Below are 24,024 nucleotides of genomic sequence, written 5' to 3'. Positions count from 1 at the left end.
TGCCGTCGGTCCTTGGGTGATCAGCGCTTGCTGGGCATCAACACGCGACAAGGGAAACCCGGCAACGAGAACCACAAGACATTATGCCTATCCGCCTCGGTCGCTTCGAAATGCCGAAGACCCTCGTTAAGAACGAGAAAACCGCTACAGAAACCTACGCGCAGTTCGTTGCAGAGCCCTTTGAGGCTGGCTACGGCCACACGATCGGCAATTCACTTCGCCGCACACTTCTCTCATCCCTTGAGGGAGCAGCCATCACCTCGGTCAAGATCGAGGGGGCTCCCCATGAGTTCACCGCCATCCCCGGAGTCGTCGAGGATGTTGTCGAAATCATCCTCAACCTCAAGAAGGTCAAGTTTAAGGCCCACGACCACGAGGTCCGCAACCTAATCCTCTCGGTCAACAAGCAGGGCGCGATCACAGCCGGTGACATCCAATCAACCGCCCAGTGCGAGGTTCTCAATCCTGAGCAGCACATCTGCACCCTCGATAAGAAAATGAAGTTCGAGGCAGAGTTTGAGGTCAAGGTCGGCCGTGGATTTGCTACAGGTGACGAGAACAAGTCCCCCGACAAGCCGATCGGGGTCATCGCTATCGACTCCATCTTCTCGCCCGTCACCAAGGTCAAGTACGCTGTCGAGCAGACCCGCGTCGGCCAGCGCACCGATTACGACAAGCTGATCCTCGATATCTGGACTGATGGACGACTCACTCCGGACGAAGCCCTGCTTCAGTCCGCCGCGATCCTCCGCCATCACCTCGACGTCTTCGTCAACTTCGACGACACGCAGATCGAGTTTGACGAGACCCCGGTCGAAGTCAGCCAGGAGAACAACCGCCTCAAGAAGCTGCTCGCCATGAGCGTGAACGAGATCGAACTCTCTGTCCGCGCGGCGAACTGCCTCAACAACGCGAACATCACTTCTGTCGGACAGCTCGCCCTCAAGAGCGAGGCTGAGATGCTCAAGTACCGCAACTTCGGCAAGAAGTCGCTAAACGAGATCAAGGACAAGCTTGTCCAGCTCGGTCTGGGCCTTGGCATGAAGTTCGAGCCAGGCCTTGTTGACAATCTGGCACCCGTTGCCGAATAAGGAACCTTAGAAGGACTCTAACGCCATGCGTCACCGGAAAAAAACCGTCAAACTCGGCCGTAGCCAGGCACACCGTGATTCGCTTCTCGCGAACCAGGTTTGCAGCCTGATTGAGCACCGCCGCATCAAAACCACCCTGGCCAAAGCCAAGGCCACCAAGCCTCTGGCCGAGCGTATGCTCACCTTGGGCAAGAAAGGAGATCTCCATGCCCGGCGCATCGCGATCGCCTATCTCAAGCACAAGGACATCGTGAAGAAGCTCTTCACCGAGATCGCTCCGGCAGCCGCCGACCGCAAGGGAGGCTACACCCGCATCGTGAAGCTCGGAGCTCGTCAGAGTGACAGCGCGCCGATGGCCTACCTCGAGTGGGTTGATTACGCAATCGAGATCAAGAAGGAAGAGGGCAATGAGACCCCTGAGGCAGCTGAGAAGCCCGCCAAGAAGGCTAAGGTTGAGAAGGCCCCTAAAGCCCCTAAGGCAGAGAAAGCCGAAGGCGAAGCTCCTAAAAAGAAAGCCGCTCCGAAGAAAGATAAGAAGAGCGAAGAATAAAACTCCTCTTCAATCAATCAATGAAAAGCCCCGGAGTAATCCGGGGCTTTTTCTTTTGCGGGAATGGCGTGGCAAGCATGCAAAGAAGAAAGGTGTCGCGCAGCCGTAACGGATGCGCGAAAATCTAAATCTTATGCCACGTCCAAGCCGAAGGCCGTGTGGGCCAGCTTGGCTGCTTCGGCTATTTTTTCTTCATCGAGGATGACGGCGATCTTGATCTCCGAGGTGGAGATCATCTGAATGTTGATGCCGCCCTTGGCAAGGGCTTCAAAAAGCTTGGCCGCAACGCCCGAATGGGTGCGCATGCCGATGCCGACGACGCTGAGCTTGGCGATGCCGTCCTGCTTGCTGACCTTGCCTGCCCCGATCTCTGCGGCGACGCGGTCGACGAGATCGCCGATCTTCTCGAGTTCGTCGCGGTTCATCGTGAAGGAAATGTCCGTGGATCCCGCTGCCGAAACATTTTGGACGATGACATCGATCATGACATGGGCATCGGCTAGCGCGGTGAAGAGCCTGGCAGCGCATCCCGGCTTATCGGGGACTTGGGTTACGGTAACCTTGGCCTGATTGCGCTCGACGCTGACGCCGCGCACGACGACCTGTTCCATTCCTTCGGATTCTTCTTTCACGGTTGTTCCTGGTTTGTTGTTGAAGCTACTGCGGACCTCGAAGGTCACGCCGAATTTCTTGGCGAATTCTACCGAGCGCGACTGCATGACCTTGGAGCCGCTGCTCGCCATCTCGAGCATCTCGTCATAGGAGATGGCTTCGATCTTTTTGGCTGTCGGGACGATGCGAGGATCGCAGGTGTAGACGCCGTCCACATCGGTGAAGATCTGGCAGGCATCGGCCTCCAGAGCAGAGGCCAGCGCGATGGCAGTGAGGTCAGAGCCGCCGCGGCCGAGCGTTGTGATGGCGCCTTCGCTGGTCTCTCCTTGGAAGCCGGCCACGATCACAATGGCTCCCTCGTCGAGATGCTTCTTGATCTGGTCGGGAGTGACGTTGCTGATCTTGGCCTTGGTATGGACGCCGTTGGTGACAATGCCAGCCTGGGCCCCCGTCAGTGAGACAGCCTTGCCACCCAAGCTCTGGATTGCCATGGCGGTGAGCGCCATCGTGGTCTGCTCGCCGGTGGAGAGCAGGACGTCCATCTCGCGCTCAGTTGGCTTGGAAGGCTTGGAGGAGACTTCTTTGGCCAGCTTGATCAGGGAATCGGTGACCCCCGACATTGCAGAAACGACAGCGACGACGGAATTCCCCTCGCGCTGAGTCTCCAGCAGACGACGGGCGACATTCAGGATGCGCTCGGGATTACCGACAGAAGTTCCGCCGTATTTCTGGACGATGAGGGGCATGGGTGAATCGAGGGTCGAGGGACGAGAGTCGAGGGCTTGGGATCAGCCTATCTTTGCCAGGGCTTCGCGGACTGCTGCTGCCGTGGCCTCGGTCTCGATTGGTGCAGTGACCGCGTGCTTCGCCGTATCGGGATCCTTGAGTCCGTGACCGGTGACTGTGAGTACCACCTTGGCTCCAGGGTGGATCTGGCGGAAGGGACAGCAGTCGCACTGCGTGATCTTTCCGCTGCGGTTGAAGCATTTGAAGAGCGCGGCCACGGGGGCGGCGCTGGCAGGTTCCACAAAGATGCCCTCGTTCGAGGCCAGCCACTTCTGGGCGGCCAGGATCTCAGAGTCCTCGACGATCTCAAAGCAGCCTCCCGATTCGGAAACGGCATTGATGGCCCCGTCCCAACTTGCCGGACGTCCGATCCGAATGGCCGTGGCCACGGTCTCGGGATTGTCCATCGGGGCACCATGATAGAGGGGCGCTGATCCGGCAGCCTGAACGCCGAGCATCTTCGGAAGCTTGTGGCTGCGGCCCAGATCCTTGAACTCCTTGTAGCCCTTCCAGTAGGCAGTGATGTTGCCGGCATTCCCGACAGGCAGGATGTGGATGTCGGGGGCATTCCCCAGCTCCTCGATGATTTCGAAGGCAGCAGTCTTCTGGCCTTCGATTCGGTAAGGATTGATCGAATTGACGATAGCGAATTCACCCGTCTCGCCCAGTTCACGCACGAGTCGGAGGGCGTCGTCGAAGTTGCCCCGAATGGCAATGACAGTCGCCCCGTAGATATAGGCCTGAACCATCTTCCCCCCCGCGATACGGCCGGCGGGAAGCAGCACCGCACACTTCATTCCGGCGCGTGCGGCGTAGGCAGCGGCCGCGGCAGAGGTATTGCCGGTTGAAGCGCAGAGCACAATGCGGGCTCCCTCTTCGGCAGCCTTGGAGATGGCCATGGTCATGCCGCGGTCCTTGAATGAGCCGGTTGGATTCAGCCCCTCGTATTTGACATAGACCTCACCGCCGGTGATCGCACTCAGTTTGGGCGAATGAATCAGCGGCGTGGAACCCTCGCCCAGCGAGATGACGGGCGTAGCATCGGTGACGGGCAGGAACTCTCGGTAGCGCTCGATCACGCCGCAATCATTGAAGGTCTTGTTCATCGTGTCGGGAATCAGTAAATCAAGAAAAAGTCTCCACGTTGAAGAGAACGGGCTCTCCCTTCACGCAGCCGAGGGCGGCGATCTTCGCAAGGGCAGCGCACATGGCTCCGTAGGCGGCTTCGTGGATCATCAGCACGAGTGGGGTTTCAACCCCGGCAATCGACTCAGGCTGTACCACCGAAGAGATGCCGATGGCTGCCTCACCGAGGACTCCGGCGATGAGGGCCAAGACGCCCGGTTTGTCATCCACCGAGAGGCGCAGGTAGTAGGATCCCACGATCTCGGGTGACGAACGGCTGTTGCCATAGAGTGCATGCGGAGCGAATCCGAAGGTGCCTCTGGGAGCATCGAGTACATGGGCCGCCTCCACGAGATCGCCTATCACCGAGGTGGAGGTGGGGCCGCGTCCCGCACCGCGTCCGTAGAAGAGACTGTCGCCAACGAGATCGCCACGGACGGCAACGGCATTAAAGACCCCATTCACCGAGGCTAGGACATTCCCGAGAGGGATGAGTGTCGGGGCCACGCCGACCTCGACCTTGTCATCATTCTCACGGATCGAGCCGAGTAGCTTGATGCAGTATCCGAGGCTCCTGGCGAAATGAATGTCGGCCGCGCTCACGCGATCTATCCCCTCGACACGGATCGTGGAGGGATCGACCCAGAAGCCATAGGCTAGGGCGGCCAGGATGATCGCCTTGTGACCGGCATCCCATCCATTGATATCGAGCGTGGGGTCAGCCTCCGCATAGCCCAGCTTCACTGCCTCGGCTAGGGCCTCAGGGTAGTCGAGCCCCGCCTCCTGCATGCGGGTCAGGATATAATTGCTCGTGCCGTTAAGGATGCCGTGAACCGACTCGATGCGGTTGCCGACGAAGGCATCGCGGAGCGACTGGATGATCGGAATGCCGCCTGCTACCGCCGCCTCGAAGAAGACGGGAACCTTGCACTCGCTTGCCAGGGCAAAAATCTCGGCTCCGCGCTCGGCCAGAAGCGCCTTGTTACCCGTGACGACGATGCGTCCCGAGCGGATCGCCGCCATCGTCAGGTCGAAGGCCTCCGTCGTCCCGCCTATCAATTCGACGACGATCTTGATTTCGGGATCCTCCAGCAGATCCTGCCACCGGCTGGAGAAGAGAGCGGCGGGGGCCGAGACATCGCGCGTCTTCTTCAGATCGCGCACGACGATCCGACGCACGGCAAATGCGTACCCGGAACGCTCCGTGATCAGTTCACGGTGTAGTTCCAGATTCTCATAGACCCCGGCACCCACGGTGCCGAAGCCGGCCAATCCGATGCCGATCGTCTTCATAAAGCAGCCCTGCATCATTCCGACTAACGGGCTTCAGGTAAAGCCGGTTTTGACCCACTCAAACGATCCGATGAGGGAAACAACTTCATTACGAAAATGTCACTTGCAGTCGGCTTTTCCTACTTGCGTACCATTAAGGACCGTTGGAAAGTAGCATAAGGATGATCTTCTCGAAGAGAACCGGTTTCATTTGGTCAGGTTCAGCTATTGTATTGCTGGCCCTCCTGATGCCGTTGGCTCTTCAGGCACAGAATGCCACACCCCCGGCGCCGGCTCCGGGCATATCACCCGCACCGAGTGCAATGCCTACACCGGGGCCATCTTCCAGCACGGATCCCGCCCTATCGTCCAGCCATCCTCCCGTTCCTTCCACTGCGGGTACTAATGATCCGCTTACCAATCCCGCGGCACCATCCGTCAATCCCTCTGCTCAGCCCTCCGGCACTAACCAGGCCACGTCTTCCACGAACTCCACGAACTCTCCAGCAGCCATGGCGATGACTGCTGAAATGCAGAAGCTGAAGGACGAAGGAAAGCTCACGAGCAATCGGGCGGTAGCCGCCGCAGTACGCAAAGTCATCACTGACAACAGTATCCAGCATGACATCCCAGCCCCGATGGGAGCCAAGGTCATCGCCGTGCACAAGCATCCGGGAGATCTGGTCCATATCGGAGACAAGATCGTGACATTGCTTGTCAACGGAAAGGAACTCCCAATCCTGGCCAAGCAAGAGGGCATTATGCAGACAATCAATGTCAGCAAGGGGGGTATCATCGGGAACTCCCGACCCCGCGCCGCCAAGACACACGGAGAAAAAGAAGGCGACAAAGGCTCCATTGTGATCTCTCTGCGTCCACGGATTAGCGTATGATTTCTCGGAAATTCCTCCACTTCGGTCTCTCGGTGACTCTGTTAGCCACGAGCCTACACGCTCAAGATGGAGGTGGTGGGCTGGGTGCCATCTCGACCTGCCCGGCTACACCCGAGATTACTGGAGGAGCCATTACGTTTGTTCTCTCCCCCGAGTCAGGCTTGACAGGGCAACAAGCAGGTGCGCTGTTGCAGGGTATCGTCCAGCAAGCGACACGATCGGCCCCTTATCTCGCAGCCCAAATAGTCACAGCCTCCTTGAGCGCAGTGTCCACGGCGGCTCTTGCAGAGTCTAAGGCTGGGCAGGGAGTGCCCAACTCCACCACCGCTGATCAGACCAAATCGCTCCCCGCCGCACTTAGCATCACGGCTGTTCAAGGTTACGCACAGTCGATCGAAGCCATCACGCGTGGCGCTATCCAAGGATCGAGTGGGAACCTCGATATTGCCACGTTTACGACGATCTGTTCGGCGATTGCCGTCGAGCTTATCAAAGAAGCTGGGAATCAGGCCGGAATGACTGCCGAGTTAAAGCAGACAGGCAAACTCAATGAGAATAACGAGCCTCCGATGGATAGTGCTGAAACAGGGGCACTTGTTGCAAAAACTTTTGTGGCTGCGGCTGAAGCGGCAGGCACGCAGCTCGGGTTCAGCGCGCAGGAAATGGCTCAGGCTATCAATACCGCCGGCGCTGCTGCTTTGGCTGCTGCCGCTCAAATGAAAACGGATTCTACAACCAAGGTTGCATCTCCACAGGTAGCCGGTCAGGTGGCCGGTCAGGTGGCCGGTCAGGTAGCCAGTCAGGTAGCCAGTCAGGTAGCCGCGCAGGTGGCCGCGCAGGTGGCTGCAGAGGTCACCGCGTCGACTGACACGATCACCAAGCAGCAGACTCAGAGCGGCACCCAGAATGCACCGAACTCCGCCGCTCCGGGCCAATCCTCGACGATGCAGGGTAATTCGCCTGGATACAATAACCCTGCTTTCGTTAACCCTCCGCCGGTTCCTCCGACGCCGACTCCGACACCCGCACCAACTCCTCTCCCTACGCCTGTGCCTACGCCGACGCCTCCTTCTGGGCAGGGGTAGCTTTTTCAAAAGCTGTGACAGGGAGGGGCGCATAAGTATTGTGGCGATGCGCCGTCGTTTTTTCCAGATCATTCCTCTATACCGTGATCTGAGCAGATGGTATCGGTGATCGATGCCGAAATCTCTGGCTATGACCAATTTCACTTGTGGCCTCTGATCAGGAACAGAGCGTCTTTGCCGATTCCCGTGGGATCAGGCGTCGGGTGCTTCAGCTCACGGCTGTTGTGGGTGGGCTCTTCCTTATCAGCGCCACCGGTTATTTCATCTGGAGCCTGCTGATTGGACCGCAGCTACAGCTTCCCTCGGTGGTGCGGGAGTTCCACGCCCGGTTCAAAGCACTTCCCCCGGCCAAGATTCCTCTCCTGAATGCCAAGGATGACTGGCGCCGCATTCAACTCGGCCAGAAAGATCGCGGCCAATCCACCTTTCCCAGCGTTCCCAAGAATACAGGCATCGTGCTCGGCTATGTCTCACCCTGGGATCCAGCCTCACTCCTCTCCCTGGAGCGTCATGCCGACCAGTTGACCCATGTGGCAGCCGATTGGTTTACTCTCACCGGCGTGGAGGGAACGCTCAAGGAGGATGCGAGCGACAAGGCCCGGCTCCTCTGCGTGAGGAAGGGCCTCGGATTCCTACCGATTCTCCGCAACCTGGATGGGGATACATGGCAGCCCGAGGCTGTGGATGAGCTGGCCCATGAATCGCAGGCGGAGAGGAGAGCCTTCCTGGACAAGCTGGTGAGCCGTCTGCCGCCGGGTTCGACGGGACTGATTCTGGAATTGAGCCAGCTCGATCCGACCTACAAGGATGAGTATTCGCGGCTGATCAAGGAGATGGCCGATCGTCTGCACGCCGAGGGGAAAGAGCTCTGGTTTGCCGCTCCTACGGGAGCTGATTTCGATTCCTTTGATCTGGATGCCATCGCCGAGTCCGTCGACAGGTTGGTCGCTACGCTCTACGACGAGAACTCGGAACCCGATGACCCGGGCCCTCTAGCCAGCAGCGAATGGTTTCAAGGTTGGCTGAAAACAATGATGGTCTATGGGGAGCCTTCCCAGTGGATAATCGGTCTCGGCACTTATGCCAACGACTGGAGGAAGGACAACCTCACCGTCGAGCAGGTCGGCTTCACCGATGCCATGGCTCGGGCCTCGCTTGCAGGAATCGATCCGGTGAATGGTATCGATTGCGAGGATAGCTCGCCGAATTTCAACTACCTCTCGGGCCCCGATCAGAACGAGGAGCACGAGCTCTGGTTCCTGGATGCCGTCACTCTCTTCAACCAGCGCCGCCTGATCGCCCCGTTCCATCCCGGAGGCATAGGCCTCTACCGGCTCGGGCAGGAAGATCCAGCTGTCTGGGATGTCTTGAGGATGAATCCCGAGAAGTCGCCGGATCTCCCATCCATTGCCAAGCTCTCTCAGCTGAACCTCGACGAACTCATCGCCTCCAGCGGCACGGGAGACTTTATCTCCGGCGGCGGGGATCCCCATGCGGGAGAGCGGCATCTGGAGATCCACCCCGACAACGAAGTGGTGGAGCAATACACCAAACTCCCAATGCCCGAGAGTATCATGCGTCAGGGTGATCCCGGACCGCATAAGGTGGCGCTGACCTTCGATGACGGTCCTGACCCGAAATGGACTCCCAAGATCCTGGAGATTCTGAAGGAGAAGAACGCACCCGCCGCGTTCTTTGTCCTCGGGACGCAGGCACAGCATTATCCGGATCTGCTGGAGCGGATCGTGCGTGACGGACATGAGATTGGCAACCATACCTACACCCACCAGAATATCGCCGAGGAGAGCGACAAGCAGATCGAGCTGGAACTCAACGCCACGACCCGTCTGATCGAGGCGGTGACCGGCCGGTCCACGGCGTACTTTCGCCCGCCCTTCGGTATTGACGGAACCCCCATCCAGCCCGGTGAGGTCCGATCTCTCAGGGTGGTTCGGGATCTCGGGTACCTCACTGTTGCCGAATCGATCGATCCCGATGACTGGGAGAGGCCGGGGGCCCAGGCAATCTTAGATCGGGTTAAGAACCAGCGCGCCACGGGGTCGGTTATCCTGATGCATGATGGCGGAGGGGATCGCTCCCAGACGGTGGAGGCCCTTCCGAAGATCATCGACTGGCTGCGAAGCCGAGGTGATCTGATCGTGCCGCTCGGGGATATCATCAACCTTTCCCGCGACACTGTCATGCCTCCGCTCCGCGAGGAGAACCAGCCCCTCTCAACCCGTTATGTCTATGGGGCCTTCTCGTTCCTGCGTTTCCTGGAGAATACCGCCTGGACCCTCCTTGTCATCGTCACACTGCTCTCACTGCTCCGTGTTTTCTTCTACTGCCTCTGCGCCCGGCGTCAGCGAAAGCACGAGAGATTGCATCCACAGCCTTTACCAGCTTCTTATCCGCCGGTCAGCATCCTACTGGCCGCCTACAACGAGGAACGGGTGATCGCCTCCACCATCCGTCATCTGCTGGACTCCGATTATCCCGCGCCGATCGAGATCATCGTGGTGGATGATGGGTCGAAGGATCGCACGGCGGAAGTAGTCGCAGCTATCGCGGCAACTGAACCCCGCGTCCGGTTGATAAGCCAACAGAATGGTGGCAAAGCCTCCGCTCTCGAGCGCGCCCTAGGCCTCGCAAGTCATGAGACTATCGTCATGATTGATGCGGACACCATGGTCGCACCCGACGGTATCCGCCAGCTGGTGACCTGTCTCTCCGATCCGCAAGTGGGCGGGGTTTCCGGCTATATCCGTGTCGGCAACACAAAGCACTGGCTGGGTAGTTTTCAGGATCTGGAGTATACGGCCGCCTTCGAGATCGACCGACGTGCCCAAGATTTCCTCGGCTGTATCACCGTGGCACCGGGAGCACTCAGCGCCTTCCGCCGCAAGGCACTCATGGAAGCGGGCCCCATCACCAACAACACGCTGGCCGAGGACACCGACCTCACCCTTCAGCTCCATCGCTTGGGATGGAAGGTTGTTTTTGCCTCGAAGGCCTTTGCCGATACCGAAGCACCCGAGAGCATCAAGGCGCTTGTTTCGCAGCGCTTCCGCTGGGCCTTCGGAACGCTTCAGTGTCTCTGGAAGCACGGCGACCTGACATTCAATCCCGGTTCCGGCTGGCTCGGGTGGTTCGCGCTTCCCTCGGTCTGGGTCTTTCAGATGGGCGTGGTGGCGTTGACTCCTGTGCTCGACCTGATCGTGCTCTGGTCGCTCTGGCTTGGCCGGGGCGTTGCGATCTGGCCCTATTTTGTCGCCTCGCTGCTCCTTGATGTTTTTCTTGGCGTTATCGCGCTCTCGATGGCCGGACGGCCACTGCGGATAGCATGGCGGAGTGCTCCGATGAGGCTTCTTTACAGACCCCTACTCGGCTATGTCGTCTGGAAATGCATTCTCAAGGCTCTCGGCGGAAGCTGGGTGCGCTGGTCTAAGCTCGACCGCACAGCCGCCGCAATCTTCCAGAAGGAACAAAGGGCGCCATTGTCCCCTGCGATCCCCGCCAAGACCGCCCCGCACGTTTCACCCGACGCATGAAGTATAGCTCCATCAAAATCCCTCTTTCAGTATTACTGTTAGGCGCGGCGACTTCAGATCTGAGCGCCGCCACGCCCTACCAGCAGCTTCAGATTCCCGAGCAGGGTGCCTACACAGGGGCCTACTGCGATTTCGGAGACGGGGAGGATCAAGTCACCTATGAGGCACTCGAGAACTTCCAGCAACTCACAGGCAAACCGATGGCACTTGTTGCCCTTGGTTCCTTCTGGGGAAGAGGAACATTTCCCTCCGACCAGGTGCAGCGTGTCCGCTCCTACGGAGCCGTGCCTCTCCTCTTCTGGTCTCCTTGGGATGCTCCGTATGATGAAAAACATGGGCCTGATAAATTCGCCCTCACTGAGATTATTGCAGGGAAATGGGATACCTATATCGACCGCTGGGCCGACGAGGCGGCCAAAGTGCCTTGCCAGTTCTTTGTCTCCTTTGCCTGCGAGATGAACGGCACCTGGTTTCCCTGGTCGGGATGGTTCTATGGCAAGGGTCCCCGAGATCCGGCACCCCCGAAAAAACCGGGCTCATCTTCATCCCCTGGCGCCACTACTGCCACTACTGTCACTGGAGCGCTTGCCAAGCTCACGGGAACGGATGACGGACCCGAGAACAGTTGGTTCGGCAAGGGAGACATCAAGAACCCCGCCACCTGGGAAGGCCCGGAGACCTTCAAGAAAGCTTGGCGACATGTCGTCGACCGCGTGCGTGCCCGAGGTGCGACCAATGTCCTCTGGGTCTTCCAGCCCAACAACTACTCCGACCCTCCCGGTTACATATCGTGGAACCAACCGGCCGCCTACTATCCCGGGTCGAAGTATGTCGACTGGCTCGGGCTCAGCGTCTACGGCAAGCAGACCAGCAATCTGGAGGATAATACGTGGTGCGGCTTTGCCAGTTTGCTCGAGTGGCCCTATGCGGAGATGTGCGCCCTGGATCCCGACAAGCCGATCATGCTGACCGAGTGGGGCGTCGCTGAATCCCATCAGCCCCGTGAGGACAAGGGAGCATGGGTCGCGGAAGCCTTTCGTGAAATGGGAAATGCCGCTAAATACCCAAGGCTCAAGGCCGCGATTTTCTGGCACGAGCGCTGGCAGAACAGTGACGGCTCCTACAGTAATCTGCGGGTGAATTCCTCCCGCGCCTCCCTGCGGGCTTACCGGGAGGGTGTGAACAATCCCTTCTGGATCGGCCGACCGATCTGGAAATAAGAATGCCAAGCGAGTATTTCGCACGGGTTTTGACCCCGAGGGGATCTCGCGTTAGGATGCCGGGATGCGCTTGATTTCCTATAAAGACCGCGGCTTTAACCGCTCCCTTGCAGAGTTGAACCGCCAGGCCGAACCACGAGCCGAGGTTCGCGAGACGGTCGCAGAAATCATTGCCGATATCCGGAAGAAGGGGGACGTTGCCCTTCTCGCCTACACCCTGAAATTCGGGGGACCGAAAATCACGGCCACCAAGATCCGAGTCTCTCCGGAGGAGATCAAAAAGGCGAGAGCGTCCCTGTCACCACAGGTCAAAAAAGCGTTGGCTGCATCGGTTACGAATGTCACCGCCTTTGCCAAGAAAAGCCTACGCAAGAACTGGTCGATGAAGAATGCCCAGGGGGCGCTTGTGGGGGAACGCTTCGATCCGCTTCCCCGGGTGGGACTCTACATTCCCGGGGGCACGGCCGCGCTTGTCTCAAGCGCGATCATGACCTGCGGCTTCGCAAAGGCGGCCGGCGTTCCCGAAATCGTGGCTGTCACCCCCGCCGCGCCCGATGGAACTGTAGCTCCCGCCCTACTCGCGGCACTTGATCTCTGCGGTGCTACGGAAATCTACCGCGTGGGCGGAGCTCAGGCGATTGCGGCCCTGGCCTATGGCACGAAGAGCATCCGTCCCGTTACCAAGATCTTCGGGCCGGGCAATGCGTATGTCGTGGAGGCGAAGCGGCAGGTTTTCGGGCGAGTAGGCATCGACCTGCTCCCGGGACCCAGCGAGGTCCTTGTGATTGCTGACGCGAAAGCTAACCCCGGCTGGGTGGCCGCCGATCTGCTGGCCCAGTCCGAACATGGCGCCGGAAGTGTCGTCGTGCTGTTGAGTGATTCCACCAAGCTCATCTCCTCCGTGCAGAAGGAGATCGCAAGCCAGTCCCGGCTCTCCAGTCGTCCCGAACATCTCGCGAAGGCCATGGCCAATGCGGTGCTTGTCCACGTCCGTGACATGAGTCAGGCGGTGGAGATAGCCAACGGATTCTCCGCGGAGCATGTCTCTCTGGCTGTGCGCAAGCCGGAGTTGCTGGCAACCAAACTGAACTCCGCCGGAGCCATCTTCCTTGGCGACATCTCCCCCGTGGCCGCAGGGGACTTCCTTGCGGGACCGAGCCACGAACTTCCTACTGGGGGTGCCGGCAAGGCCTTTGCCGGCCTCACAGCTGAGCAGTTCCAGCGTCGCACCAGCATCGTCCGGTACGATGCCGCGTCGCTCAAAAAGTCTCTTCCGATTATCGAGACCTTCTGCGAAATCGAGGGGCTCGATGCCCACGGGCGTTCGGTCAGCCTTCGATTAGGGAAGCGCGCTTCCCTAGGTAAATAGACTGAAGGCTGAAGGCCTTTAGTTTCTAACCTGAAGGATCGGCTCCCGATTGTACGATTCTTCCCTAATAGTCTCACAGCCTTCAGCCTAAACAACCTCCCAAGCATGCTCTGGAAGTTCCGCAATCACGGGTTTGATCTCTCCTTGCGAGGGGCGATCATGGGCATCGTCAACGTAACACCCGATTCCTTTTCTGATGGCGGGGCGTTTCTGGATCCGTTGGCGGCCTGTGAGCATGGGCTGAAGCTTCTTGAGGAAGGAGCCTTACTACTCGATGTCGGTGGCGAATCGACCCGACCGGGAGCACTTCCTGTTTCCGCGGAGGAGGAACTGCGGCGAGTTTTGCCTGTGATCAAGTCGCTGAGGGCTCGGACCAATGCCCCTATTTCCGTAGATACCTCCAAGCCCACTGTGGCCGAGGCCTGTCTGGGCGAAGGGGCCGATATCATCAATGATGTGACGGCCCTCTCAGGTGATCCGAGGATGGGAAAGGTGGTTGCCGAGAACCGCGCCGGACTGATTCTCATGCACATGCAGGGAACCCCTGAAACCATGCAGGCCGATCCCTCCTATCCGCAGGACGATGTGGTGAACTATGTGGCAAAATATCTTTCAGGGCGCCGTGAGGCGGCCCTAAGCTATGGCGTGGATTCCGCCTCCATCATTCTCGATCCCGGCCTTGGTTTCGGAAAAACCGTGGAGCATAACCTGGCGTTGATCCGCGGCATCCCCCGGTTCATGGAAATAGGCTCTCCCATCTTACTCGGACATTCCAGAAAGTCGTTTCTTGGAAAAGTCTCCGGCGGAGAGGATGGGATCACAACAGGCAATCGTCTTTCATCTGGTCTGGCTTTGACTGCGATTGCCCGCTCACTGGGCGCCAGGCTCTTCCGTGTCCATGAAGTCCAACCCCATCTTGAGGCCCTCCGCATGGCGGAGGCCCTGGTAGGGAACCGCTGATGTCATGACTGATTTCTTTCACAGGATTCTTTCGCTGATCGCGGCGTATTGGACCTCCGGACTCGAGATACTGATCCTCTCGACGATCCTCTATTATATTTATCTCTATCTGCGGGGCACACATGGGGCACGGATCCTGATCGGGCTTGCACTGGTTTTTCTCACACTCACCTTCATCTCCCAAGTACTGGATCTCGCCGTGCTGGGATGGCTTCTCCGAAGCTTCTCGGTCTTCATGGCGATCGCTTTGGTAGTTCTCTTCCAGCCGGAACTACGCCGTGCCTTGAACGAGCTGGGTAGTCACCGCTTTTTCTCCACGGCTCTTCAGCGCCGGGAAGCCATCGAGGAGATCACGGATACGGTCTTTGATCTCTCAAGCAAGGGATTCGGGGCGTTGATCGCGCTCGAGCGTGATCTGAGCCTGAAGTCCGTTGCCGAGAGCGGAGTCGAGATCGATGCCGAATTTTCCAAGGAACTGCTGCTGACGATTTTTCAACCCAAGACGGTCCTCCATGACGGTGGAGTGATCCTGAGCGGTGACCGGATCGTGGCGGCGGGCTGCATCTTTCCCCTCACCCAGCGCGACGATCTCGACCGAACGATCGGACTACGGCATCGTGCGGGACTTGGGCTTTCCGAAGAGAGCGACACCATAGCCCTGGTGGTTTCCGAAGAGAGCGGCCAAGTTTCGATTTGTCACTCGGGGTCCATCGAGCGCAACCTGAACGTCGAGCGGTTCCGGAAGCGCCTGTCACAGCTTCTGATCCGCGAAGAAAATCATGCGAACGATCCTGCTGCACAACTGGAAGGAGAAACTGGTCTGCCTGCTTCTGGGGGGGGCGCTCTGGTATCTCATTCATCAAAACCTCGGCCCTCTCCCGGAACACAAGTCGCGCAACGCGGCGAACTCTCAGAACTCTCAGAGCTCTGAGGAGAAGGCTGCGCTGTCTCACGCACAGCACAAGGCCCACAACTCGAAAAAATAACGTTCCTTTCTCATGGCAGTCAGAAAGCTTTTTGGAACGGATGGCATCCGCGGATCTGCAAACTGCCATCCCGTCACCCCCGAAATCGCGCTGAGACTGGGTCGAGCCGCCGGCTACCTGATGAGGGGAAAAGATGAGGAGCGCCCCCGTTTCGTGATCGGACGCGATACCCGTCGCTCCGGCGCAATGCTCGAGTCAGCTCTCATCTCAGGTCTCAACTCTCTCGGTGCCGATGTCCTGCTTGCGGGAGTGATCCCCACGCCTGCCGTTGCCTGTTTGGTCACGGAACTCCATGCCGCCGGAGGGATCGTCATCTCCGCCTCCCATAATCCCGCGGGGGACAATGGGCTGAAGCTTTTCGGAAGTGATGGCTACAAACTGGATGACGCATTGGAAGAACGCCTTGAGGCACTGATCCTGACAAATGAGATTGATAACGAACGCTCTCTAGGCGAGGCGCTTGGAACCACATCAATCATTTCCGATGCCTCGAGGCATTACGAGGCGGCGGCAAGGGCGAGCGTCCCCGGAATGTCCCTTCACGGCCTGAAGATCGCTGTTGATTGCGCCAACGGGGCCTCGTTTCGGACGACCCCTCAGGTTCTGAAGGATCTCGGGGCAACTCTCTCTGTTTTCCATGCGGAGCCCGATGGTATGAACATCAACAGGGAATGCGGGAGCACCCATCCGGAGGAGATCAGTCGCCTGGTGCGGGAGACCGGGGCTCATATCGGAATCTCCCATGACGGAGATGCCGATCGTCTCCTTCTTTGTGATGAGCGTGGGGAAGTTCTGGACGGGGATGAACTCCTTGCCATGACGGGGCTCGATGCACTCCGTCGCGGAACGCTGGCTGGCAAGACCCTCGTGGCCACGGTGATGAGCAATCTGGGCCTGGACGAAGTGATCGCCGCCGGCGGCGGGAAGGTCATCCGCACGGCAGTGGGGGATCGTTACGTGGTCGAGGCGATGAGAGCCGGAAACTTTTCAGTCGGTGGAGAACAGAGCGGCCACATGATCTTCCGCGATCACGGGACGACGGGTGACGGCCTGATAGCCGCCCTTCAGATCATCCGCATCATGACGGAGAGCGGCAAGCCCCTCAGCGAACTCCGTCGAGTCCTGAAGAAATACCCGCAGGCGCAGCGGAATCTCCGCGTGAAGGAAAAGCCCCCGATCGACTCACTGAATGAGGTTTCCTCCCTGGTCAGCCAAACTGAGTCGGCATTGGCAGGAAAGGGACGCCTCCTGCTGCGTTATTCCGGAACCGAACCCAAAGTGCGCCTACTAATTGAGGGAGCTGACGAGGTGATGATCAATCAATGGGCGGATAAAATAGCCGCCGCGCTAACCGCGGCTATCGGGGCTTAGATTTATGGCTTGGAAGATTGGCCGTAGCCGAATCCTTTCCAAAGGTCGCTGATCCAATCCGCGAACCATGTCGTGATAATGCGGGTGATCTCCACAAAGCTGATCATGTTCTCGACGAAATCATGCCCAAGTGATTTCAGCGAAATCTCCTTTCCGGTCAGCAGGAGCAACCCGGTGATGATGAGGAGATTGATCAAGTAGATGACTGTCAGGGAAAAGAACGTTCCTCCGTAGTGGAGATCCGGCTGGCCTTTAGCGATCAGGAGGCAGGTGAAGACGAGATGAAAAGCGAGCGTGAATCCCAGTAGCAGAAACAGCACCCATCGGTAAGGGCTGAGGTCCGCCGCTAGGGATGCCGCCCCGTAAAGGGTCACGACCAGAAGGCTGTAGAGGGGGAAGAAGTATGGGGCGAGGGCGATCCAAGTATTCACCCTGTCGGTAAGGACGTGGCCCCCATCCAAACTGACATGAAAATGATCGGCTACATTGCCGCCGAAGAGCTTCACCCAGATCGCATGGGTCACCTCATGTCCGAAGACATAGGGCCACATCAGGATTTCACGGGGAACGATAAAGAACAGGATGCCAAAAAGGATCATCCCAGCGGCAAAGCATCCGAATGACTGCGTGGCCAGGAGACCATGTTGCATGGAAGCCGTGAATGCTTGGAAAAACGTCGCGGTCAGGATCAGTGCAACCGGCAACAGGAAAAGAGCGATGATGAACTTAACCCAGGACTTGGGAATGGTCGCGGATGTTTGCCCTGAGAGATCTGGGTTAAGCGGCTGATCGCGAGCAAGAATGAGTTCCTCCCGGTCGAAGAGATCCGGAGAGTCGTGCGTTGATGCCGAGACGCGGACGCGACGGGGTGGATTACGGGTATTTTTTCCCGTTGATCTGCCGTCGCCCTTTCTCTGAGGAGAGGAAGGGCGTGCCACGCGTCGGTGAGGTTGGGCCTATTACGCGCGGCCCATGTAGGCGCCGGTCCGGGTGTCGACCTTGACGATCTCACCCTCCTTAATGAAGAGAGGAACCTGGATCACCTTGCCGGTCTCGAGGGTGGCAGTCTTCATCACATTGCTGGAAGAGTCGCCCTTCACTCCCTCGGGAGATTCGGTCACCTTGATATTGGCTGAGGCGGGAAGCTCTACGGAGACCGCGCGTCCTTCGACATAGAGGATTTCTACCTGCATGTTCTCGACGAGGAAGTCCTTGGCGTCACCGAGCAGGGAAGCCTGAAGGGTGATGGTCTCGAAGGTATCGGGGTCCATAAAATTATAGCCGTCTTGGTCGGCGTAACTGAAGTCCAGCTTGGTACGATGGACTTCGACAAGGTCGACCTTCTCCGTTGAGGCAAAACGGACATCCGCCGACTTGCCGGTGCCGATATAACGGATGATAAGCTGAACAAAAGCGCGGAGGTTGCCGGGGGTGCGGTGGGTGACTTCAAGGACGATGGCAGCGTTGCTGTTGTACTTGATTGCCATTCCTTTGCGGAGGTCGTTTGCGAGTGCCATGATGTCGTGGAGTAAGGGGTGGGGATTAAATGAGTTTGAGTCGGGCAAGATCCTGAGAGTCGACCACGCCCAAGGGGTTCCCCTTAGTATCCGTGACCACGAGATCGTCTATCCGATGCTGTTCTAGCACCATCAGAACCTCGGCGGCAAGTTTGTCGGCATGGATGGTAACTGGGCTTTGGGTCATCACCTCGCCGACGGGCCTGGTTCCGATATGCGGATCGGTGGGGAACCTGCGGGCAAAATCACCATGGGTAAAGATGCCGGCAAGCTGACCATCTGCGTTCACGACTAGGGCTGCGCCGGCCCGTTTCTTGGTGAGTTCACGCAAGACCGCGACGACAGGGTCGCTGATCTTGACGATCGCCGCTTCTTCACCGCCTCGCATGATATCACGGACCTTGAGCAGGAGGGAGCGCCCGAGTTGACCGGCCGGGTGGTATCGCGCGAAATCCTCCCGTGTGAAGCCCCTCTCCTCAAGGAGAACCATGGCAAGCGCATCACCCAAAGCCAGCATGACGGTCGTGCTGGAGGTGGGAGCGAGGTTGTGGGGACAGGCCTCCTGAGTGACGGAGACATCGAGGACGACGTCGCTGGCTTTCGCAAGCGAGGAGGTTTTTCCTCCGGTCAACGAGATCTTTTTGACATTGAATCGGGTTAGGGCAGGCAGGATACGGAGCAGTTCCTGCGTCTCCCCACTGTAGCTGAGTGTCAGGATGACATCCCCGTCGGAGATCATTCCGAGATCACCATGGAGGGCATTGAGCGAATTGAGCACCACGGCAGGTGCGCCGGTGCTGGTCAGGGTCGCCGCGATTTTCTCACCGATATGACCTGACTTACCTACCCCCAGGACGACGATCTTTCCCCGGCGTTCAATCGCCTCGCGCAGGAGGGTCACCGCTGCAGTAAAGCCTCCGTCCAGACGCTCGGAGAGGCGCTGCAGTTCGTCGATTTCGATTGAGAGAACGCGCCGTGCACGCTCGAGGGAATCCATCCACGCAGTCTGAATGGTTCCGTGGCCAATGATCAACGCTGAAGCAGCAATGTCGTTAGATAGAATGGAAGGGGTTGGCGCGGGAGGCTTGCCCCTTGCTCCAAAAGGCGGCTAAGGTACGTTCATGAACGGCAAGCTCTTTCGCCCAATTTTCCCCGTTGTCGCCCTTCTGATGGCTGCTACCGGCATTGCCCAGCAGGCTGCTTCGGATGCTTCCTTTGTGGCTCCCAAGCCCAAAAAAACCAAGATCGAGTCCAACCCGATCGAGAATCCAGCTCCCTATGACATCACCGGTGTGGTGGCTCAGGCTTTCAAGATGAAGCATCCGCTTCAGTTGGTGAATCCTCTTGCCCCGAGGAAATATGGCGATGGCCATGACACTGTCACTTGGGATCCCGATAATCCTGAGAAACCAAAGGGCATCATCCTGTTCGGTCTCCAGTGGTAGGGTTGTTGGTTACGGGCAAGGCGGGCACGGTCGGATAGTTATGAAGCAGGCCACGCAGCAGCCGGCTACACCGGTAAGGGTTGCCTTTCTTTTCGTCTCGATGCCGGTCGGAGGTGCCGAAGATTTTCTCCTCTCCGCGAGCAAATACCTTCCGCCGGATATTGAGGCGCGCTTTGTCTGCCTGCGAAATCTCGGAGTGCTCGGGGAGGAAGCCAAGTTGGCAGGTCTTCCGATCGATGTGGTTCCTGTCTTCCCCACCAAGAGAATGAACCCCCTCGGGATGCTGCGGCTTGCCCAGTGGTTCCGTGAGCACGGGATCCAGGTGGTTCATGCCCAGTCCTATCACGATCAACTCTTCGGCGTGATTGCGGCCAAACTGGCTGGCATCCGATCGATCGTGCATCAGCAGAAGACCTTTCTGGAGCTCAAGGGAAGGAAGGGGTTTTTCATGCGACATATCTACCGTTGGGCCGACCATGTGATCGCCCTCTCGGAGGAGACTCGGCGCGATCTGATCGCGGCTTTCGATCTCGATCCTAAGGAGGTTTCCGTTGTTCCTAATGCTATCGATCCCGCGGTTTTCCGTCCGGTTGAGGATAGGTTGGCGGTTCGCTCTGCTCTTGGACTCGATCCCAAGGAATTTCTAGCCGGCTCCGTGGCCTCCCTTCATCCAACCAAGAACCATCAGGCTACAATCGAAGCGATGGCTTTGCTTGCCCAGCGGAAAGACGTTCTGCCGAAATTCCTGCTATTAGGAGAGGGACAGGACCGCCCGGTTCTGGAGAAGGGAATTCGGGAGCATCAGCTTGAGGGTCGACTGATTCTTGCCGGAAGGAAGAGGCCCGTGGCCCCGTGGCTCCAGTCTCTGGATCTCTTCGTTCTGGCATCCCACTGGGAGGGTCAGCCGCTAGCCCTGCTGCAGGCACTCGATTGCCGGATTCCTATTCTGGCCAGCCGCATTGAGGGGAATACAGCTCTGCTTACCGGTGAACATCCCGGTCTTTTTGAGCCGACCGACCATGTGGCCTATGCGGGTCTGCTGGAGCGGGCTGTTACCGATGAGGCCTTCAGGCAATCGCTACTCGAGTTCCAAGAAAAGCTGCCAAGGCCATCATTGCCCAAATTGAGTCTGCAGCTCGCGGAGCTCTACACGCGGCTCGCCGCCAAGGCCTGAGCTCTAAGCTCTCTCTGAAAGTATCGACTCAACGGCTTCCGTGACCATGGCGACACTGATTTCTTCCATGAGCTGTTCGCCAGGAAGCTTGTAACGCTGGGTCTCCAGCATGCTGTCTTTGGAGCGGACAACTCGGTGCGGGCATTTCCAAGGTTGGAACTGATACGCGGGCGGGTGACCAAAGAGGACAACGGAGGGGCACTGGACAGCCGATGCCAGATGCATTGCTGCTGTATCGACGCCGACAAACAGGGAGGCCGAGCCGAGCAGAGTCGCAAGCTGTGCCCAGGAGAGCTTCCCTTCCGTGGAGAGAACCCGGCCCTCGAAGCCTTCGCAGAGTATTACGGCCTCCGCGATCTCATGTGGGCTCGGGCCACAGCTGATCACGACCTGCGGGAATCTTTTCAGGAGTGCGGCGATCACCTGCTTCCAGCGATCCAAAGGCCAGGATTTCGAGGACCAGCGGGTGGCCGCATGGACTACCCCGTAGGAACCGGAGATGGCACCTTCAAGCGCACCCTCCATTTGTGATGGCCGCATGGCTTCCCACGCGAAACGCATCGGGGGAGGCTCTTCTGGAAGTCCCAGTGTTTCCCGGACAGCGTTGTAGTCGCGGCGCACCTGATGCACCGGACCATGGCCGGTCGTGATAAGTCGGTTGAAGCGTTTTTCCCAAGCCATGGAGAGAGGGATTCCCTCAGGGCGCTCGTAGCTGTTGGTGCAGCAGATCTTGGCGCGACTGGCCGTTGCTAGAATCCTACCCCTGTTATTATCCCCCAACTCGAAGGCATAGTCGAAGCGCGTGCAGGCGATCTCGGCAAGCGTCAGGAGGTCTCTGCCAAAATCACTCCAGGTACGGCGCCCCTCCTCGGGTCGGGCTGTCGTGACGATCCTGTCTATCTCGGGGCATCCGGCCAGAATACCTTCGGTGCCGCGGCGTACGGCGACCCAGATCTCGGAGTTCGGAAATTTTTCCTTGGTCGCGACGAGTGTCGGCGTGAGTAGGAGATTGTCGCCAATATGCAGTAGCTTCGTAAAAAGAATCCGCATCGGCATGCCTGCTCTTGCCCCTGATTAGAGGGAGTGAACCGGGATCACAGTAACCGGGACACGCGACTTGTGCAGCACCGAGGTCACCACGCTTCCGCTGAAGAGTTGGTAGACCGCACCATGGCCGTGGGAGCCGAGGACAATCATCGTGGCTTGGGTCGACGCGGCCTGGTTCAAGATCTCAGCGGCCGGGAGCGAGACGACAGCCATGGTCTCGACAGTCAGCCCTTTGGCACGGAGTGGGGCCGCGAACTGCTCCAGGCGCTCCTTGACCAGATTCAGGTCGGCAGGCTCTATCGGAATCGGCGCTGTGATCACATCCATGGCAGCACCCACCGGAACATACGCGGCCACGGGCTCAACGACATTCAGGAGCACGAGGCGCGAGTTCATGGCGGTGGCCAGTTCAGCCGCACCATCCACGACTTTCTGGGAGATCGGGCTGAAATCAAGTGCTGTCAGGAGGGTTTTCATACGGCTTTAGCATGGAACGGAGGCGGTTGCCTTGCCAGTCAAATGCGCTTTCCTTAGAGTAAGCAAATGGATGATCTTTTCGGCAGTGCCGCTTCCCCTCGGCTGGGCGAGGAGGTTTCCCTGCCTGCCGATGCGCCTCTGGCGGCCCGGATGCGTCCTCGTACGCTCGAGGAATATGTCGGCCAAAGCCACATTCTAGGTGAGGGGAAACTCCTGCGGCGTGCCATCGAAGCGGATCGCCTCTCCTCGGTGATCTTTTATGGTCCGCCCGGCACTGGAAAGACCAGCCTGGCAAAGGTGATTGCCAGTCGGACAAAGAGTCGCTTCATCGAATTGAGCGGAGTGGAGGGTTCGGTCGCCGATATCAGGAAGGCTGTCGGCATAGCTGCCATCGAGGCGCGGAATGGCGGGCGGACGCTGCTCTTCATCGACGAGATTCACCGCTTCAACAAGGCCCAGCAGGATGCCCTCCTTCCCGATGTGGAACGCGGAACGGTGCGCCTGATCGGGGCGACCACCCAGAACCCCTTCTTTTCGATCAACAGCCCGCTGGTCTCACGTTCCCAGATTTTCCAACTGCAACCCCTGACCGAGGAGGATCTGATTTACCTGCAGAAACGTGCGATAGCAGATCCGGACCGCGGGCTCGGAACGCTCCCGATTGATCTCGCTGAGAATGCGGCCCGTCATCTTGCCACAGTTTCCGATGGTGATGCCCGCAAGTGTTTGAATGCCCTGGAGATCGCAGCCAGGACCACCCCTTTCGGTCCTGACGGCAGGATTCATATTAGCCTGGAAGCCGCCTCCGAGAGCATCCAGAAGAAGGCCATTGTTTACGACGGGACCGGTGATGACCACTACGACACAATCAGCGCCTTCATCAAGAGCCTGCGGGGCAGTGACCCCGATGCCTCGCTTTACTGGCTGGCCAAGATGCTCCATGCGGGTGAGGAGTTGCGCTTCATCACGAGACGCCTTGTGATCTTCGCCAGTGAGGATGTGGGGCTTGCCGATCCGCTAGCGCTGCCACTTGCTATTTCCGCTCAGCAGGCTGTTGAGTTTGTCGGATTACCCGAGGCCCGAATCACGCTTGCCCATGCGACCGTCTACCTGGCGACCGCGCCAAAAAGCAACAGTGCCTATGCGGCATTGGGGAATGCGGAGAAGGATCTGGCTCAGGGGCGAACCTTAGAGGTTCCCCCGCATCTTCGCGACGCCCACTACAAGGGAGCCAAGTCCCTAGGTCACGGCGAGGGCTACAAATATGCTCACAATTACGAGGGAGGTTATGTCCCCCAAGCCTATCTTCCGGAAGGGCGCACCTACTACAAGCCGACTCGCCATGGTGCCGAGGCACGGATTGCCGACCGGCTGGAGGTATGGAGACAGCAGTTTCAGGAAGCCAAGATTCGGTGATAGGGGATAGGCTATGGGGAATAGGGGCGTCAGTCCCTAACAGCCTTCAGTCTAAACCGCTAACCGCCTGCCCGGCT

General features: G+C 58.6%; 21 protein-coding genes. 13 read left to right on the top strand and 8 right to left on the bottom strand.

What is annotated here, in order from left to right; genetic code table 11:
• Positions 1-83: 83 nt before the first annotated feature.
• A complete protein-coding gene (locus tag K8R57_06805) occupies positions 84-1,091 on the top strand; it encodes a DNA-directed RNA polymerase subunit alpha (GenBank protein MCE9588007.1) in 1,008 nt (335 codons plus the stop codon).
• A gap of 25 nt (positions 1,092-1,116) precedes the next feature.
• Entirely contained in the window at positions 1,117-1,641 is a 525-nt protein-coding gene (gene rplQ / locus K8R57_06800) for a 50S ribosomal protein L17 (GenBank protein MCE9588006.1), read from the top strand.
• Between the two features lie 131 nt (positions 1,642-1,772).
• Here rplQ and K8R57_06795 read toward each other — a convergent pair whose 3' ends face one another.
• From K8R57_06795 to K8R57_06785, 3 genes are read right to left on the bottom strand one after another with little or no spacing between them, the layout of a single operon-like run.
• Positions 1,773-2,999 (bottom strand): aspartate kinase, encoded by a 1,227-nt coding sequence (locus K8R57_06795; GenBank protein MCE9588005.1) that lies wholly within the window; start codon positions 2,997-2,999, stop codon positions 1,773-1,775.
• A 42-nt stretch (positions 3,000-3,041) separates the two neighbouring features.
• Positions 3,042-4,145, bottom strand: a complete 1,104-nt coding sequence (gene thrC, locus K8R57_06790; GenBank protein MCE9588004.1) for a threonine synthase — start codon at positions 4,143-4,145, stop codon at positions 3,042-3,044.
• Positions 4,146-4,164: 19 nt separating this feature from the next.
• On the bottom strand, positions 4,165-5,457 hold the full coding sequence (locus K8R57_06785; GenBank protein ID MCE9588003.1) for a homoserine dehydrogenase: 1,293 nt from the start codon (positions 5,455-5,457) through the stop codon (positions 4,165-4,167).
• A gap of 302 nt (positions 5,458-5,759) precedes the next feature.
• Between K8R57_06785 and K8R57_06780 the strand changes: the two genes are divergently transcribed.
• The 8 genes from K8R57_06780 to glmM all read left to right on the top strand — a co-directional run bounded on the left by K8R57_06780 (position 5,760) and on the right by glmM (position 16,871).
• Positions 5,760-6,329 carry a hypothetical protein gene (locus tag K8R57_06780; protein ID MCE9588002.1) on the top strand — a complete coding sequence of 190 codons (570 nt, stop codon included), beginning with the start codon at positions 5,760-5,762 and terminating at the stop codon, positions 6,327-6,329.
• A complete protein-coding gene (locus K8R57_06775) occupies positions 6,326-7,414 on the top strand; it encodes a hypothetical protein (GenBank protein MCE9588001.1) in 1,089 nt (362 codons plus the stop codon). Before K8R57_06780 ends, K8R57_06775 begins: the two co-directional genes overlap by 4 nt.
• A 146-nt stretch (positions 7,415-7,560) precedes the next feature.
• Positions 7,561-10,965 carry a glycosyltransferase gene (locus K8R57_06770; GenBank protein MCE9588000.1) on the top strand — a complete coding sequence of 1,135 codons (3,405 nt, stop codon included), beginning with the start codon at positions 7,561-7,563 and terminating at the stop codon, positions 10,963-10,965.
• The gene (locus K8R57_06765) at positions 10,962-12,185 is read left to right on the top strand and encodes a beta-mannanase (protein MCE9587999.1); all 1,224 of its coding nucleotides are present in this window, start codon (positions 10,962-10,964) and stop codon (positions 12,183-12,185) included. The genes K8R57_06770 and K8R57_06765 overlap by 4 nt, the downstream gene beginning before the upstream one ends.
• 64 nt (positions 12,186-12,249) lie before the next feature.
• On the top strand, positions 12,250-13,554 hold the full coding sequence (gene hisD / locus K8R57_06760; GenBank protein MCE9587998.1) for a histidinol dehydrogenase: 1,305 nt from the start codon (positions 12,250-12,252) through the stop codon (positions 13,552-13,554).
• Positions 13,555-13,659: 105 nt separating this feature from the next.
• Positions 13,660-14,514 (top strand): dihydropteroate synthase, encoded by an 855-nt coding sequence (gene folP / locus K8R57_06755; protein ID MCE9587997.1) that lies wholly within the window; start codon positions 13,660-13,662, stop codon positions 14,512-14,514.
• Between the two features lie 4 nt (positions 14,515-14,518).
• A complete protein-coding gene (cdaA, locus tag K8R57_06750) occupies positions 14,519-15,445 on the top strand; it encodes a diadenylate cyclase CdaA (GenBank protein MCE9587996.1) in 927 nt (308 codons plus the stop codon).
• 67 nt (positions 15,446-15,512) lie between these two features.
• Positions 15,513-16,871 (top strand): phosphoglucosamine mutase, encoded by a 1,359-nt coding sequence (gene glmM, locus K8R57_06745; protein ID MCE9587995.1) that lies wholly within the window; start codon positions 15,513-15,515, stop codon positions 16,869-16,871.
• Between the two features lie 2 nt (positions 16,872-16,873).
• Here glmM and K8R57_06740 read toward each other — a convergent pair whose 3' ends face one another.
• Genes K8R57_06740 through K8R57_06730 form a run of 3 tightly spaced genes read right to left on the bottom strand, consistent with a single transcriptional unit; the run spans position 16,874 to position 19,385 of the window.
• Positions 16,874-17,809 carry a hypothetical protein gene (locus tag K8R57_06740; protein ID MCE9587994.1) on the bottom strand — a complete coding sequence of 312 codons (936 nt, stop codon included), beginning with the start codon at positions 17,807-17,809 and terminating at the stop codon, positions 16,874-16,876.
• 21 nt (positions 17,810-17,830) lie between these two features.
• The gene (efp, locus tag K8R57_06735) at positions 17,831-18,388 is read right to left on the bottom strand and encodes an elongation factor P (protein ID MCE9587993.1); all 558 of its coding nucleotides are present in this window, start codon (positions 18,386-18,388) and stop codon (positions 17,831-17,833) included.
• 25 nt (positions 18,389-18,413) lie between these two features.
• Positions 18,414-19,385 carry a KpsF/GutQ family sugar-phosphate isomerase gene (locus K8R57_06730; GenBank protein ID MCE9587992.1) on the bottom strand — a complete coding sequence of 324 codons (972 nt, stop codon included), beginning with the start codon at positions 19,383-19,385 and terminating at the stop codon, positions 18,414-18,416.
• Between the two features lie 124 nt (positions 19,386-19,509).
• Here K8R57_06730 and K8R57_06725 point away from each other — a divergent pair, with 124 nt between their 5' ends.
• Together K8R57_06725 and K8R57_06720 are read left to right on the top strand one after the other, a co-directional pair.
• Positions 19,510-19,833, top strand: a complete 324-nt coding sequence (locus K8R57_06725; protein ID MCE9587991.1) for a hypothetical protein — start codon at positions 19,510-19,512, stop codon at positions 19,831-19,833.
• A gap of 40 nt (positions 19,834-19,873) precedes the next feature.
• Positions 19,874-21,007: a glycosyltransferase gene (locus tag K8R57_06720; protein MCE9587990.1), complete on the top strand. Its 1,134-nt coding sequence runs from the start codon at positions 19,874-19,876 to the stop codon at positions 21,005-21,007.
• A 3-nt stretch (positions 21,008-21,010) separates the two neighbouring features.
• Here K8R57_06720 and K8R57_06715 read toward each other — a convergent pair whose 3' ends face one another.
• Both K8R57_06715 and K8R57_06710 read right to left on the bottom strand, forming a co-directional pair.
• Positions 21,011-22,057, bottom strand: a complete 1,047-nt coding sequence (locus tag K8R57_06715) for a glycosyltransferase family 9 protein (protein MCE9587989.1) — start codon at positions 22,055-22,057, stop codon at positions 21,011-21,013.
• Positions 22,058-22,081: 24 nt separating this feature from the next.
• The gene (locus tag K8R57_06710; protein MCE9587988.1) at positions 22,082-22,531 is read right to left on the bottom strand and encodes a universal stress protein; all 450 of its coding nucleotides are present in this window, start codon (positions 22,529-22,531) and stop codon (positions 22,082-22,084) included.
• Between the two features lie 66 nt (positions 22,532-22,597).
• On the opposite strand from K8R57_06710, the gene K8R57_06705 reads away from it, so the two are divergent.
• Positions 22,598-23,947: a replication-associated recombination protein A gene (locus tag K8R57_06705; GenBank protein ID MCE9587987.1), complete on the top strand. Its 1,350-nt coding sequence runs from the start codon at positions 22,598-22,600 to the stop codon at positions 23,945-23,947.
• The last annotated feature ends 77 nt before the right edge of the window (positions 23,948-24,024 follow it).

Source organism: Verrucomicrobiota bacterium, from assembly GCA_021413925.1.
Classification (GTDB): domain Bacteria; phylum Verrucomicrobiota; class Verrucomicrobiia; order Chthoniobacterales; family UBA6821; genus UBA6821.
Note: the sequence above shows the minus strand (reverse complement) of the source record. Positions and strands in the feature narration are given on the sequence as shown.

Excerpts from the sequence above, each read along its gene's own strand:
- hisD (MCE9587998.1), top strand. The coding sequence starts at position 12,250 with ATGCGCTTGATTTCCTATAAAGACCGCGGCTTTAACCGCTCCCTTGCA.
- cdaA (MCE9587996.1), top strand. The coding sequence starts at position 14,519 with ATGACTGATTTCTTTCACAGGATTCTTTCGCTGATCGCGGCGTATTGG.
- K8R57_06785 (MCE9588003.1), bottom strand. The coding sequence starts at position 5,457 with ATGAAGACGATCGGCATCGGATTGGCCGGCTTCGGCACCGTGGGTGCC.
- K8R57_06720 (MCE9587990.1), top strand. The coding sequence starts at position 19,874 with ATGAAGCAGGCCACGCAGCAGCCGGCTACACCGGTAAGGGTTGCCTTT.
- rplQ (MCE9588006.1), top strand. The coding sequence starts at position 1,117 with ATGCGTCACCGGAAAAAAACCGTCAAACTCGGCCGTAGCCAGGCACAC.
- efp (MCE9587993.1), bottom strand. The coding sequence starts at position 18,388 with ATGGCACTCGCAAACGACCTCCGCAAAGGAATGGCAATCAAGTACAAC.
- K8R57_06705 (MCE9587987.1), top strand. The coding sequence starts at position 22,598 with ATGGATGATCTTTTCGGCAGTGCCGCTTCCCCTCGGCTGGGCGAGGAG.
- folP (MCE9587997.1), top strand. The coding sequence starts at position 13,660 with ATGCTCTGGAAGTTCCGCAATCACGGGTTTGATCTCTCCTTGCGAGGG.
- K8R57_06715 (MCE9587989.1), bottom strand. The coding sequence starts at position 22,057 with ATGCGGATTCTTTTTACGAAGCTACTGCATATTGGCGACAATCTCCTA.
- K8R57_06795 (MCE9588005.1), bottom strand. The coding sequence starts at position 2,999 with ATGCCCCTCATCGTCCAGAAATACGGCGGAACTTCTGTCGGTAATCCC.
- glmM (MCE9587995.1), top strand. The coding sequence starts at position 15,513 with ATGGCAGTCAGAAAGCTTTTTGGAACGGATGGCATCCGCGGATCTGCA.
- K8R57_06730 (MCE9587992.1), bottom strand. The coding sequence starts at position 19,385 with ATGGATTCCCTCGAGCGTGCACGGCGCGTTCTCTCAATCGAAATCGAC.
- K8R57_06805 (MCE9588007.1), top strand. The coding sequence starts at position 84 with ATGCCTATCCGCCTCGGTCGCTTCGAAATGCCGAAGACCCTCGTTAAG.
- K8R57_06765 (MCE9587999.1), top strand. The coding sequence starts at position 10,962 with ATGAAGTATAGCTCCATCAAAATCCCTCTTTCAGTATTACTGTTAGGC.
- K8R57_06725 (MCE9587991.1), top strand. The coding sequence starts at position 19,510 with ATGAACGGCAAGCTCTTTCGCCCAATTTTCCCCGTTGTCGCCCTTCTG.
- thrC (MCE9588004.1), bottom strand. The coding sequence starts at position 4,145 with ATGAACAAGACCTTCAATGATTGCGGCGTGATCGAGCGCTACCGAGAG.
- K8R57_06710 (MCE9587988.1), bottom strand. The coding sequence starts at position 22,531 with ATGAAAACCCTCCTGACAGCACTTGATTTCAGCCCGATCTCCCAGAAA.
- K8R57_06780 (MCE9588002.1), top strand. The coding sequence starts at position 5,760 with ATGCCTACACCGGGGCCATCTTCCAGCACGGATCCCGCCCTATCGTCC.
- K8R57_06775 (MCE9588001.1), top strand. The coding sequence starts at position 6,326 with ATGATTTCTCGGAAATTCCTCCACTTCGGTCTCTCGGTGACTCTGTTA.